The sequence below is a fragment of the Pontimicrobium sp. MEBiC06410 genome, from assembly GCF_053601615.1.
Window position 1 is genome coordinate 97,422 of the sequence record NZ_JBSHNT010000147.1, and the last position, 13,703, is coordinate 111,124.

Sequence of the window (13,703 nt, forward strand, 5' to 3'; positions counted from 1 at the left end):
TTAAATTAATTTAAGAGGTTTTTTATTAAATGGTTTTGTAAACTAAAATTTCATTTATATATTTGAACTTTATTTATAATTATGAACACAAAATTAAATACAACTTGGTGGTGGAATTCTCGAAAACAACATTCGTGAATCTAAACCTATAAGTATATTTAACATTAACATACAAAAAAGGCTTGTCATTCACGACAAGCCTTTTTTAATTTAAAAAAATTACGCTTTTGCAAAATGAAAACATTTAGCCTATATACACACTACAAAAAAATACTTGCAGATACAATAACGCCTGTTAGTATTTATTTAAAAATAAGAGATAAATTCCCAAACAGTATTCTACTGGAAAGTAGCGATTATCATGCTAACGATAATAGTTTCTCTTATATCTGTTTTAACCCTATAGCCTCTATAAAAGTAACAGAAAAGTCTATTTACGAAACCTTTCCAGATGGTAGTACATTAACCAATAGAACAAAAAACGTAGCCAATAGAATTCATAAATTCACACAGCGCTTTAAAGTAACCTCCGAAAAGAAATTTAAATTTATTAATAATGGTATTTTTGGTTACACAGCTTATGATGCAGTAAAGTATTTTGAAGATGTTGAAATTTCTAAAAAACCAAATTCTATAGAAATCCCAGATATTTATTATGCCGTATACCAGAACATAATAGCCATCAATCATTTTAAAAATGAAGCCTATGTTTTTGCACACTGTTTTAACGATAATGCAAGTAATATAGACGATGTTTTACACCTTATAAAATCTAAAAACTTTGCCTCTTATGAGTTTTCTACAAACTCTAACATAACATCTAATCTTACAGATGACGAATACAAATCGCATGTAGAACTAGCAAAAAAACACTGTGCCAGAGGAGATGTGTTCCAATTAGTATTATCTAAAAAATTCTCTCAAGAATTTAAAGGCGATGAATTTAATGTCTATCGTGCCCTACGTAGTATAAACCCATCACCTTACCTTTTCTATTTCGATTATGGCGATTTTAAAATCTTTGGTAGCTCACCAGAAGCGCAATTAGTAGTTTCAAATGGTATTGCCGAAATACACCCAATAGCTGGTACGTTTAAACGAACAGGAAACGACGAACAAGATGCAGAACTTGCAAAAAAACTAGCACAAGACGATAAAGAAAATGCAGAACATGTTATGCTCGTAGATTTAGCACGAAACGATTTAAGTAGACATGGAAGCCAAGTACAAGTAGAAACCTATAGAGAAGCACAGTTTTTCTCTCACGTTATACATCTTGTTAGTAAAGTTACAGGAAAAATACATGATAATACAGAGACTATGCAAGTTGTTGCCGACACTTTTCCAGCAGGAACATTAAGCGGCGCACCAAAACATAAAGCCATGCAACTTATAGAGCAGTACGAAAAAACGAGTAGAGCATTTTATGGCGGAGCTATAGGATTTATGGATTTTAATGGTAATTACAATCACGCCATAATGATAAGAACCTTTTTAAGTAAAAACCATGAGCTACATTGGCAAGCTGGTGCTGGATTGGTATCAAAATCTAATCCCGAACATGAACTACAAGAAGTATACAATAAATTAGGAGCATTAACCAAAGCTATAGAACTAGCAAAAGAGATATAAAATTAAGGGTCAGGCTTTCGGCAGTCGCTCTTTTCAAGGAGCTCCAACCATGCCTCAACTGTGAAACAATGATGAGTTCCAAAAAATAAAAGTGAACGAGTAATCCTTAACGCAAAAGCAAGATATTATGAAAAAAATATTAGTAATAGATAATTACGACAGTTTTACATACAATCTGGTACATTACTTAGAAGATTTAAACTGCGAAGTCACTGTAAAACGTAACGATAAACTAACGCTTGACGAAGTAGACGCTTTCGAGAAAATAGTATTATCACCAGGCCCAGGAATTCCAGATGAAGCAGGGTTACTAAAAACTATTATAAAACACTATGCACCAACAAAAAGTATTTTAGGAGTTTGTTTAGGGCAACAAGCTATTGGTGAAGTTTTTGGAGGTACATTAGTAAATTTAGACACGGTATTTCATGGCGTAGCAACTAAAGTAAATATTACAGTAGATGACGAAATATTATTTAAAAATCTAGACAAAACTATCGAGGTGGGGCGCTATCACTCTTGGGTAGTAAATACTAATTTACCCGAACAGTTAGAAGCAACCTCTTTTGATAGTAATGGACAAATAATGTCCCTACGTCATAAAATTTATGATGTGCGTGGCGTGCAATATCATCCAGAATCTGTATTAACCCCAAATGGTAAACAAATATTAGAAAATTGGGTAAACTCATAGTTAATATAACTTTTAAGAAACTTAATATTTTGAAAAATATTTTTCCTGTTAAGGAAACAAAAACTAGTTTTTAATGAAAAACATATTAAACAGGCTTATAAACCAAGAAAATATTTCTAGTGAAGAAGCTAAAAACATTTTAGTAAACATATCAAAAGGAGATTATAACCAAAGTCAAATAGCTTCGTTTCTTACTGTATTTATGATGCGTAGCATTACGTTAGAAGAATTACAGGGCTTTAGAGATGCCCTATTAGAATTATGCATTCCTGTAGACCTTTCCGAGTTTAACGCTATAGATTTATGCGGAACCGGAGGAGATGGTAAAGACACTTTTAATATTTCAACACTATCCTCTTTTGTAACGGCAGGCGCAGGTGTAAAAGTAACTAAACATGGTAATTATGGTGTTTCATCTACCTGTGGCTCCTCTAACGTAATGGAACACTTAGGTATTAAGTTTACCAACAACAAAAGCTTCTTACAGAAATCTATAGACAAAGCTGGTATTTGCGTTTTACACGCTCCTTTATTCCATCCAGCTATGAAAAATGTTGCACCAATTAGAAAAGCTTTAGGCGTAAAAACATTTTTTAATATGCTAGGGCCTATGGTAAACCCATCGTTTCCTAAAAACCAAATGGTAGGTGTTTTTAATTTAGAATTGCAACGATTATATAGCTACCTATACCAAAACACAGATAAAAACTATAGTATAGTACATGCGCTAGATGGTTATGATGAAATTTCATTAACAGGAAATACTAAAATAATCTCTAATGCTAAAGAAACCATGTTAAGCCCAAAAGATTTAAAAGTTGATCAAATAGAACAACGTGATATTTTTGGAGGAGATACAGTAGAATCTTCAGCAAAAATATTTATCGATATTATTAACGGAGAAGGAACAGAAGCACAAAACAATGTGGTTTTCGCAAATGCAGGCTTAGCAATAGCAACAGCAAAACAAATCTCGCATAAAGAAGGTTTTAAATTAGCAAAAGAGTCTTTAATAAGCGGAAATGCAAAAAAAAGTTTAAATACATTAATACAATTAAGCAGGAAATAAATTAGCCCTTAGTATTATCCACTGTAGGCTACTAACTAAAAACTGCAAACTTCAAAAAATGGACATATTAAAACGTATAGTAATAGATAAACGTAAAGAGGTAGACTTTCGTAAGGAGCTTATTCCTGTAAAACAATTAGAAGCTTCCGTATTGTTTAACAGAACAACAATATCGTTAGCAAAACGATTAAGGTCTAGTAACACAGGAATTATTGCAGAGCATAAACGCCGTTCACCATCTAAAGCCATAATAAATCAAAATTTTAATGTGTTCGATGTAGCAAAGGGCTACGAAAATGCAGGCGTAAGTGGCATGTCTGTTTTAACCGATACAAAATATTTTGGAGGTGCTTTAGACGATTTATTAACCGCAAGAGCCAGTTGCAATTTACCCCTTTTAAGAAAAGAATTTATTATAGACGAGTATCAAATATTAGAAGCCAAAGCTTATGGTGCAGATGTTATTTTATTAATAGCAGCCATTTTAACTAAAGCCGAAATAAAACAGTTTTCAGAACTAGCAAAACAGCTAGATTTAGAGGTTTTACTAGAAGTACATAACGAAGAAGAATTACATAAGTCCATAATGCCAAGCCTAGATATGTTAGGCGTAAACAACAGAAATTTAAAAACTTTTAAAGTTAGCTTAGAAACTAGCAAAACATTAAGTAAATTAATCCCTGACGATTTTGTAAAAGTTTCCGAAAGTGGTATTAGTAGCGTAGATGCTATAAACACATTAAAACCCTATGGATATCAAGGTTTTTTAATAGGTGAAAACTTTATGAAAACAGATAATGCCGGAGAAAGCGCTAAGCAATTTATAAAACAATTACAGTAAAAATAGTCGTCATGCCTGAACTAGTTTCAGCATCACATAAATAATATTAAAAATAAATTTTCTATGAAACTAAAAGTCTGCGGAATGAAGCTTGAAAACAACATTTTAGATGTTGCAGAATTACAACCTGATTACTTAGGATTCATTTTTTACGAACGATCTCCCCGTAATTTTAACGGTGAGATGCCCGACTTACCTGATAGCATTGAAAAAATTGGGGTTTTTGTTAACTCAAAACTCGATTTTATATTAAGCAAAGTAGAGCAATATAATTTACAAGGCGTACAATTACATGGTAATGAAACACCAGAGCTGTGTGCGCAATTGCAAGACAAAGGCTTAATTGTTATAAAAGTATTTTCTATTAAAAATCAATTCGATTTTAAAGTTTTAGAGCCGTACGAAGACGTATGTAAATATTATTTATTCGATACAAAAGGTAAAGAACCAGGAGGAAATGGTTATACTTTTAACTGGAATGTATTAAAAAAATATAAATCTAATAAATCCTATTTTTTAAGTGGAGGCATAGGACCAGATGAACTCGATACTTTATTATTATTCTTGAAAAGACCAGAGTCCGATTTATGTTGCACTTTAGATTTAAACAGCAAATTTGAAACCGCATCAGGATTTAAAGACCTAAAAAAACTAAAAGATTTTAAATATCAATTAGTAAAACACGGGTACATAGTTCAACAAAATTAGAAGAACTTTAAAACTTAATTAAAAAAAATCTTACTATTTAGGAATTAAGATTATGACATATAATATTAACAACAAAGGCTATTACGGAGAGTTTGGAGGTGCATACATTCCCGAAATGTTATACCCCAATGTAGAAGAATTACGTAAAAACTATCTAAAAATAATGGCAGAACCTTCTTTTAAAGAAGAATTCAATCAATTATTAAAAGATTACGTTGGTAGACCTTCTCCACTCTATTTTGCAAAACGTTTAAGTGAAAAATACAATACTAAAATCTACTTAAAAAGAGAAGATTTAAACCATACAGGAGCGCATAAAGTAAACAACACCATTGGGCAAATTTTAATGGCGCAACGTTTAGGTAAAAAACGAATTATTGCAGAAACAGGCGCAGGACAACACGGTGTAGCAACAGCAACTGTTTGCGCATTAATGGGTATGGAGTGCATTGTTTATATGGGCGAAATAGACATTGCTAGGCAAGCGCCAAATGTGGCTAGAATGAAAATGTTAGGAGCTAAAGTCATCCCTGCATTATCTGGAAGTCGCACCCTAAAAGATGCTACAAACGAAGCTATTAGAGATTGGATTAATAACCCTGTAGATACCCATTATATTATTGGTAGCGTGGTTGGCCCTCACCCCTATCCAGATATGGTTGCTCGCTTTCAAGCAGTAATTTCAGAAGAAATACAATGGCAATTACAAGACAAAGAAGGTCGTAACACACCAGACTATGTTATAGCATGTGTTGGTGGCGGAAGTAATGCGGCAGGAGCTTTTTATCACTATTTAGAAAATACCAATGTCAATTTAATTGCAATAGAAGCAGCAGGAAAAGGCATACATTCTGGCGAGAGTGCAGCGACTTCGGTACTAGGAAAAGAGGGAATAATTCATGGTAGTAAAACACTATTAATGCAAACCCATGATGGCCAAATCACAGAACCCTATTCAATATCTGCGGGATTAGATTATCCTGGAGTTGGCCCAATGCATGCCCATTTGTACAAAACTGGTCGTGCAGAATTTATTTCTATTACAGATGATGAAGCCATGGCTGCAGGTTTAGAGTTAAGTAAATTGGAAGGTATTATCCCTGCCATAGAAACATCACATGCACTAGCTGTTTTCCATCAAAAAAACTTTAAACCAGAAGATATTGTAGTTATTAATTTATCTGGGCGTGGTGATAAAGATTTACAAAATTATATCGATTATTTTAAATTATAATGAAACAGCTAATCGCTCTATTAATTCTATTTGTTTGTTTTTCTTGCACTAAGAAAAAAGAAACGAAGCCTATTTTATCTGTAGACGTATCAAAAGATATTGTGTCTCCAAAACACTATATTGTTTCAAAAACACAAGCCAATATAACTATAGATGGAAACGCTAACGAAGCGGCATGGAAAACTGCATTATACACCGATAAATTTATAGATATTGAAGGCATTAAAACACCAAAATACAATACTAAAGTAAAAATGCTTTGGGACGATAATTACCTCTATGTCTATTCAGAATTAGAAGAGCCTCATATTTGGGGAGACATTACACAACGTGATGCTATTATTTATTATAATAACGATTTTGAAGTTTTTATAGACCCCTCTGGAAACGGAACTGGATACGGAGAAATTGAAATTAATGCCTTAAATACCGTATGGGATTTGTTTTTAGATAAGCCTTATCGTATAGGTGGAAATGCAAATTTTGAATGGAATCTAAACCAATTAAAAACTGACGTAAAAATACATGGTACAGTAAATAACCCTAAAGATATAGACTCCCTTTGGGCTGTTGAAATGGCCATTCCACTGAAACCTTTTATTAGGTTAAAAAACAACCCAAAAAGAAAACCTACAGAAGGAGAACAATGGCGTATTAATTTCTCTCGCGTACAATGGGATCACGATATTACAAATGGAGTTTACAGCCGTAAAAAAGAAAATAATACGTATTTAAGAGAGTACAATTGGGTATGGAGTAATCAAAAAGTAATTAACATGCACGAACCAGAAAAATGGGGATATCTTCAATTTACAGAAGCTCCATCTTCTAAAGACATTATATTTATAGAAGATAAAGACCTAGACATTAAACAAACCCTGTTTGCTTTATTTAGAAAAACTAGATATGGAGACTTAAAACACCTTTTAGAGCATGATTATGGATTTACACAACCGTTACATGTAACTTATGCAAAAAACAAAACAATTCCTGTTAGCTTTTATAAAACTAATATAGGGTTTGAATATAAAATAAAAACTGTAAATAAAACTTACATCATTAATAACGAAGGAGCATTAAAATATTATGAATAAGGTATTTATATATATACTAGCTATAGTATTATTTTCTTGTGCAGAACAACATAACAAAACTAAAGAAACAATTATTGAGTCTCCAAAAGCGTCCTTTACATTCGCAACATGGACGCACGCTGGAGGTGTATTTAACAAAGACAAATGGGAAACAAAACTAGCTCTTTATGACTCTTTAGGAATTACCGAAGCATTAGTTGGTGGTAGTCCAGAATTTTTAGCTCAATTAGTACCATTGGCGACTAAAAAGAACATAAAAATCCATGCTTGGATGTGGACCTTAAATCGCCCTAATGATACAATAGCGAATAAACACCCAGAATGGTATGCAGTAAATAGAGCTGGAAAAAACTCTTTAGAATATAGAGCCTATGTAGACTATTACCAATGGTTAAGTCCTTTTCATCCTGAAGCTAGAGAGCACATAAAAAATAATGTTAGACAATTAACAAAAGTAAAAGGGTTAGCCTCTATTCATTTAGACTATGTGCGCTATGTAGATGTTATACTCGGTGCAGACTTACAACCCAAATACAATCTTGTACAAACTACCGAAATGCCTGAGTACGATTATGGCTATCACCCTATTGCTAGAGAAGGATTTAAAGCTATTTTTAATAAAGACCCACAAGGCTTTGAACACCCAGAATTAAGTACAGAATGGAGGCAATATCGTCTAAACGCTATTACTACTCTAGTAAATGAAATAGTAGATATAGCCCACGAAAAAAATCAAAACGTCACGGCTGCTGTTTTTCCGTTTCCAGAAATGTCAAGACAAATGGTTAGACAAGCTTGGAACGATTGGAATCTAGATGCTGCATACCCAATGATTTATAATAACTTTTATAGAGAAAATGTTAACTGGATAGGTTTTGCAACCGAGCAAGGTGTAAAAGATGTCGATTTCCCAATAAACACGGGGTTATACGCTCCAGCATTACAAGACCCTAAAGATTTAGAAAAAGCAATTCGTTTAGCAAAAGAAAAAGGCGCAACAGGCATTTCTATTTTTACAGCAGATAATCTTAGCAAAGCACAAAAAGACATATTTATAAAATTGACTAAAGAGTTTAGCAATGAATAGAATAAACAAAGCATTACAAAGTAACAAGAAACTATTATCTATCTATTTTTCAGCAGGGTACCCAAACCTTAATGATACCTCTACTATTATTCAAAATTTAGAACAAAGTGGTGTAGATATGATAGAAATAGGCCTCCCGTTTAGCGATCCTTTAGCTGATGGTCCTACAATACAAGATAGCTCTACAAAAGCTCTTAAAAATGGGATGACAACACAATTACTTTTCGATCAATTAAAGAATATTAGACAAACCGTATCTATCCCTTTAATAATAATGGGGTATTTTAACCCAATGTTACAATATGGCGTAGAAGCTTTTTGCAAAACCTGCCAAGACATTGGTATAGACGGTTTAATTATACCTGACTTACCTGTAGAGGTTTATAATGAACATTATAAAGCTACTTTTGAAAAATATGGCCTTATTAATGTTTTTTTAATAACACCACAAACCTCTGTTGAACGGATTCAATTTATAGATTCTATCTCTAATGGTTTTATCTATATGGTAAGTAGTGCAAGTGTTACTGGAAGTAAATCTGGATTTGGAGACGAGCAAACAGCCTATTTTAAACGCATTGCAGACATGAACTTAAAAACCCCACAAATTGTTGGCTTCGGTATTTCTAATAATGAAACATTTACACAAGCCACGCAATATGCAAAAGGGGCAATAATAGGAAGTGCTTTTATAAAACACTTAACGAGCACAGGTGCTAATAATAGCTCTCAATTTGTAAAAAGTATTTTAAATTAATACTTATGAATAGTATTCAATATAGACAAGCAACACTAGAAGACCTGCCAACATTATATTCCTTTGAGCAAGGTATTATAACTGCAGAACGCCCTTTTGATCCAACCTTAAAACCAGACCCTATAAGCTATTACGATCTTAAAGCTTTTATTTTATCTAATGAAGTAGAAGTCATGGTTGCGCACAATGGTCTAGAAGTAATTGCTTCTGGTTATGCTAAAATTATAAAAGGCAAAGCATATCATAAACATGATAATTACGCTTATTTGGGGTTTATGTATGTTAAACCAGAATACAGAGGTAAGGGAATAATAAAAAACATAACAGATACGTTAATATCTTGGGCTAAGTCCAAATCTATTTCTGAAGTGAGGCTCGAGGTTTATAACGATAATGCTCCAGCCATTAAAGCTTATGAAAAATCTGGTTTTAAAAAACATATGATAGAAATGCGTGTAAACATTTCCTAATTAATAATCTTTTAATGTTCTCTTTTGTTAAAATTAAAATTTTAATATTTCTTTTTGATTTTTTACAATCACTAAGCTTTATTTTTGAAACGGAAGCTAAAGACTTATAGCTTCAAAACTAATATAGTTAAAATGCCATTAAACATAGTATTAATAGAGCCTGAAATACCCAATAATACCGGAAATATAGGAAGACTAACATTGGCTTCAGGTTCTATTTTACATTTAGTAAAACCTTTTGGTTTTGAAATTACAGATGCTAGATTAAAACGTGCAGGTCTAGATTATTGGAAACATTTAGACATTCGTTATTATGATAATACCGAAGCCTTTTTCAATAAAAACAAAAATGCAGATATGGCTTTCCTATCTAGTCACGGAACAAAAAAACATTGGGATATTCCATTCAAGGATAACATTTTTCTAATCTTTGGAAAGGAATCTGTAGGCTTACCAAAATCTATTACAGAACAAAACACAGATAAACTCTATAAAATACCATTATACAGTGAACACATTAGAAGTTTAAATATTGCTAATGCTGTTAGTATTGTGGTTTATGAAGGATTAAAACAGATGCAACATTTTTAACTAAAAAGAGTTAACTTCGCTTCGTTTTAAAAATAGACAATGTCCAAAACACTCTCCATAATAATACCAGTTTATAATGAACAAGATACTATACATTTAATATTAAATGCAATACAAGACGTTCAATTAATTAACGACATTAGGAAAGAGATAGTTATTGTAAACGATTACTCTACCGATAATACAAAGGCAGCTATTTTAAAATACCAAACAGCGCACCCTAACATGCCCATATCGTTGTATAATCATGAAAAAAACAAAGGAAAAGGAGCAGCTTTACATACAGGGATAGCTAAAGCTTCTGGCGATTATATTGTTATACAAGATGCCGATTTAGAGTATGATCCTGAAGAATATAATTTACTTTTAAAGCCTATAGAAAGAGGGTTTGCAGATGTTGTATATGGTTCTCGTTTTGTAGGAGCAAACCCGCATCGCGTTCTCTTTTTTATGCATACTATTGGGAATAAATTTTTAACAACACTCTCTAATATTCTTACAGGAATTAACCTTACAGATATGGAAACTTGTTATAAACTTTTTAAAGCAGAACATATTAAAAGTTTGACTTTAAAGGAAAATCGATTTGGGTTTGAACCAGAGGTTACTGCAAAAATCTCGAAAATAAAAGATATCCGGATTTATGAAGTTGGTATTTCATATTATGGAAGAACATATAAAGAAGGAAAAAAAATAGGATGGAAAGATGGTTTTAGAGCCATTTATTGTATTTTAAAATATAATCTCTTTGCCTAATGCCTACTCAAATAAAATTTGAAGAGAATGATGTTATAGGAGAAAGCACATTAAACGTAATTGCTGATGCTGACAAGTTTAATAAATGGATGTATGAAACTATTAAACCATTCTGTAAGGGTAAAGTTTTAGAAATTGGCAGTGGTTTAGGTAATATCTCTCACTTTTTTATTAAAGATAAATTCGAAATATTACTTACAGATATAAGAGAGGGCTACTGCTCTAAATTAGAAACAAAATTTAAACATAGCCCTTGTTTTTTAGGGACTGAAATAATTAACTTAACAGATCCAGATTTCGATACTAAATTTAACAACTACTTTAATCAATACGACACTGTTTTTGCATTAAATGTTGTAGAACATATTTATGATGACACCTTGGCTTTAAATAATTGTTATAAGCTATTAAAACAAAATGGACAAGTCATAATTTTAGTACCTTCTTATAAAAAACTTTTCAATACCTTCGATAAAGAATTAGGGCATTATCGTAGATATACGAAATCTACATTATCTCGTGTTTTTTCTAAAACCAACTTTAAAGTTATACATAAGCAGTACTTTAACTTTATGGGGATTTTTGGCTGGTATGTAACTGGTAACTTGTTAAAACGAGAGACAATACCAGGAAATCAAATGAAATTATACAACATTTTAGTCCCTATCTTTAAAATAATAGATAAAGTTATTTTAAATAAAGCTGGATTATCAACTATAATTGTAGGTAGAAAATAGAAAAAAATTAATTAGAATATGGCTATTATACTTGTTATACTACTCATTGCTGTTTTTGTTTATTTTTTAACAAAAAAAACACCTGTTTCTCCTAAAAAGAAACATTTAACTATAGATGACAAATACAATGAAAAGCGTGTAAAAAACGAAAAAGAGCTAAATAAATTGTTAGAGAAAATAAATAAAAAAGGTATTAATAGTTTGTCTAAAAAAGAGAAAGCACGCCTAGATGAACTTTCTAAATAAAACCTTCTAGTCTCTGTTTTTATTTTTTAGCATCTTTAAATACAAATTTTCCACTTTTGTTCTAGCCCATGGTGTCCGTCGCAAAAACTTTAAACTTGACTTTACAGATGGGTCATGTGTAAAGCATCTTATATTTATGGTGTATCCTAGATATTCCCATCCATAATGCTCCTGCAATTCTGTTACTATTTGCGCTAGCTTTATACCATGTAAAAGATTATTAGGCTGCGTTTCCATAATTAGCTTACTAATTGTTTTATTTTTATAGCCTTTTCAAAATGATCTAATTTGTGGGTCATAATCCACCATGTAGCTGCTTCCATTAAAAGTTCTGGATTATCATTTTTATTAGAGAAAAAGGCATAAAATGACACGCCTACATTATGACCTTTCTGTGCTATTTTTTTATTACAAACTGCAATTATTTTTTCCTTTAATATTGGTGTCACTCTAGTCTTTGTTATTTTTAGTTCTTCTATTATTGCGTCTTGGTTTTCTAGACCTATTATTCTTAGTTCTACTCGTTCTATTTGAGCCTTCTGCATTAGACTGTTTAGGTTTAGAACGTCGTTGTTGCTTTTGCCTTCCTTGTCCTTGTTTAATAGGTTCTGTTGAAGCATTAGGATCTGGCTCAAAACCTTCAATAACTTCTGCTGGAATTTTTATTCCCACTAATTTTTGAATGGCTTTTAAATACGATGTTTCATCTGCGCTCACTAAAGATATAGCTTCTCCTTTAGCTCCTGCTCGTCCTGTTCTACCAATACGGTGTACATAATCTTCAGAGATATTAGGAATCTCAAAATTAATTACATGTGGTAATAACGGAATATCTAAGCCTCTTGCTGCAATATCTGTAGCAACTAAAACACGAACGCTTCCATTTTTAAAACCAGCTAAAGCTTTTGTTCTTGCGCCTTGACTTTTATTACCATGTATAGCAGCTGCTGTTATACCAGCACTTATCATTTTTTTGCATAATTTATTGGCACCGTGTTTTGTTCTTGTAAATACAAGTACTTGTTTCCAGTCTCCTTCAGAAATTAGTTTAATTGCCAGTCCTGTTTTTTTACCTTTTGCTACTCTGTACACTTTTTGGTTTATAGCATCTACTGTAGAGTTTTCTGGTTGGGCTTCTACTTGTACTGGGTGCTGTAAAATACCATGTGCTAACTTTTTTATGTCTTTTGAAAACGTTGCAGAGAACATTAAATTTTGTCTACGTTCTGGCATTAGTTTTATAACCCGTTCTATGTCTCTTAAAAACCCCATATCTAACATACGATCGGCTTCGTCCAAAACAAATATTTCTACCTTAGATAAAGATAACACACCTTGTCCATGTAAATCGAGTAAACGACCTGGAGTAGCCACTAAAACGTCTACACCATTGCGTAAATTTGCTATTTGTGGTTTCTGGTTAACTCCTCCAAAAATAACAGCAGAACGTAACTCTAAAAATTCACTATATTCTTTTACATTAGCATATACTTGCGCTGCTAATTCTCGCGTTGGTGTTAAAATTAATGCTCTTACTGGTCGTTTTCTTAAGGTCTGCCCTTGAGATAAAAGGTGCAATAATGGTAAAGTAAAACCTGCTGTTTTTCCTGTTCCTGTTTGGGCAGATGCTAATACATCTTTTCCTTCTAAAACTGGTGGAATGGCTTTTGCTTGTATTGGGGATGGCGTATCGTATCCTTTTTTACTAATTGCTTTTAGTATGGCTTCAGATAAACCTAATGCTTTAAATGACATATAAATTGTTTGGTAAATGACAATCTATGTGT

The 13,703-nt window shown here is 32.3% G+C and carries 17 protein-coding genes; 14 read left to right on the forward strand and 3 right to left on the reverse strand.

Annotated features, from left to right (window positions below; translation table 11 throughout):
- Positions 1–234: 234 nt before the first annotated feature.
- The 14 genes from ACVC08_RS07800 (at position 235) to ACVC08_RS07865 (ending at position 11,916) form a co-directional block, all read left to right on the forward strand.
- The gene (locus ACVC08_RS07800; protein ID WP_452596931.1) at positions 235–1,632 is read left to right on the forward strand and encodes an anthranilate synthase component I family protein; all 1,398 of its coding nucleotides are present in this window, start codon (positions 235–237) and stop codon (positions 1,630–1,632) included.
- 127 nt (positions 1,633–1,759) lie between these two features.
- On the forward strand, positions 1,760–2,326 hold the full coding sequence (locus tag ACVC08_RS07805; protein ID WP_452596932.1) for an anthranilate synthase component II: 567 nt from the start codon (positions 1,760–1,762) through the stop codon (positions 2,324–2,326).
- Positions 2,327–2,399: 73 nt separating this feature from the next.
- On the forward strand, positions 2,400–3,395 hold the full coding sequence (gene trpD / locus ACVC08_RS07810; RefSeq protein ID WP_452596933.1) for an anthranilate phosphoribosyltransferase: 996 nt from the start codon (positions 2,400–2,402) through the stop codon (positions 3,393–3,395).
- A 58-nt stretch (positions 3,396–3,453) separates the two neighbouring features.
- Complete coding sequence (gene trpC / locus ACVC08_RS07815; protein ID WP_452601622.1) at positions 3,454–4,236, forward strand: indole-3-glycerol phosphate synthase TrpC; 783 nt, start codon at positions 3,454–3,456, stop codon at positions 4,234–4,236.
- A 63-nt stretch (positions 4,237–4,299) separates the two neighbouring features.
- Positions 4,300–4,944, forward strand: a complete 645-nt coding sequence (locus tag ACVC08_RS07820; RefSeq protein WP_452601623.1) for a phosphoribosylanthranilate isomerase — start codon at positions 4,300–4,302, stop codon at positions 4,942–4,944.
- 52 nt (positions 4,945–4,996) lie between these two features.
- Positions 4,997–6,178, forward strand: coding sequence for a tryptophan synthase subunit beta (gene trpB, locus ACVC08_RS07825; protein ID WP_452601624.1), 1,182 nt, complete (start codon positions 4,997–4,999; stop codon positions 6,176–6,178).
- A complete protein-coding gene (locus tag ACVC08_RS07830; RefSeq protein ID WP_452601625.1) occupies positions 6,178–7,272 on the forward strand; it encodes a carbohydrate-binding family 9-like protein in 1,095 nt (364 codons plus the stop codon). The genes trpB and ACVC08_RS07830 overlap by 1 nt, the downstream gene beginning before the upstream one ends.
- A complete protein-coding gene (locus ACVC08_RS07835; RefSeq protein WP_452601626.1) occupies positions 7,265–8,359 on the forward strand; it encodes a family 10 glycosylhydrolase in 1,095 nt (364 codons plus the stop codon). The genes ACVC08_RS07830 and ACVC08_RS07835 overlap by 8 nt, the downstream gene beginning before the upstream one ends.
- Positions 8,352–9,116 (forward strand): tryptophan synthase subunit alpha, encoded by a 765-nt coding sequence (gene trpA, locus ACVC08_RS07840; RefSeq protein WP_452601627.1) that lies wholly within the window; start codon positions 8,352–8,354, stop codon positions 9,114–9,116. The genes ACVC08_RS07835 and trpA overlap by 8 nt, the downstream gene beginning before the upstream one ends.
- A gap of 5 nt (positions 9,117–9,121) precedes the next feature.
- Entirely contained in the window at positions 9,122–9,586 is a 465-nt protein-coding gene (locus ACVC08_RS07845; RefSeq protein ID WP_452601628.1) for a GNAT family N-acetyltransferase, read from the forward strand.
- 132 nt (positions 9,587–9,718) lie between these two features.
- The gene (locus tag ACVC08_RS07850; protein WP_452596941.1) at positions 9,719–10,177 is read left to right on the forward strand and encodes a tRNA (cytidine(34)-2'-O)-methyltransferase; all 459 of its coding nucleotides are present in this window, start codon (positions 9,719–9,721) and stop codon (positions 10,175–10,177) included.
- Positions 10,178–10,216: 39 nt separating this feature from the next.
- Positions 10,217–10,933, forward strand: coding sequence for a glycosyltransferase family 2 protein (locus ACVC08_RS07855; protein WP_452601629.1), 717 nt, complete (start codon positions 10,217–10,219; stop codon positions 10,931–10,933).
- Positions 10,933–11,670, forward strand: a complete 738-nt coding sequence (locus ACVC08_RS07860) for a class I SAM-dependent methyltransferase (RefSeq protein ID WP_452601630.1) — start codon at positions 10,933–10,935, stop codon at positions 11,668–11,670. Before ACVC08_RS07855 ends, ACVC08_RS07860 begins: the two co-directional genes overlap by 1 nt.
- Before the next feature lie 18 nt (positions 11,671–11,688).
- Positions 11,689–11,916 (forward strand): DUF6576 domain-containing protein, encoded by a 228-nt coding sequence (locus ACVC08_RS07865; protein WP_452598506.1) that lies wholly within the window; start codon positions 11,689–11,691, stop codon positions 11,914–11,916.
- A 6-nt stretch (positions 11,917–11,922) separates the two neighbouring features.
- Here ACVC08_RS07865 and ACVC08_RS07870 read toward each other — a convergent pair whose 3' ends face one another.
- The 3 genes from ACVC08_RS07870 to ACVC08_RS07880 are packed head-to-tail and all read right to left on the reverse strand — an operon-like array spanning position 11,923 to position 13,671.
- The gene (locus ACVC08_RS07870) at positions 11,923–12,153 is read right to left on the reverse strand and encodes a VF530 family protein (protein ID WP_452598505.1); all 231 of its coding nucleotides are present in this window, start codon (positions 12,151–12,153) and stop codon (positions 11,923–11,925) included.
- A 2-nt stretch (positions 12,154–12,155) separates the two neighbouring features.
- Positions 12,156–12,365, reverse strand: coding sequence for a DUF6500 family protein (locus ACVC08_RS07875; RefSeq protein ID WP_452601631.1), 210 nt, complete (start codon positions 12,363–12,365; stop codon positions 12,156–12,158).
- A gap of 1 nt (position 12,366) precedes the next feature.
- Positions 12,367–13,671, reverse strand: a complete 1,305-nt coding sequence (locus ACVC08_RS07880; RefSeq protein WP_452601632.1) for a DEAD/DEAH box helicase — start codon at positions 13,669–13,671, stop codon at positions 12,367–12,369.
- Positions 13,672–13,703 lie beyond the last annotated feature (32 nt).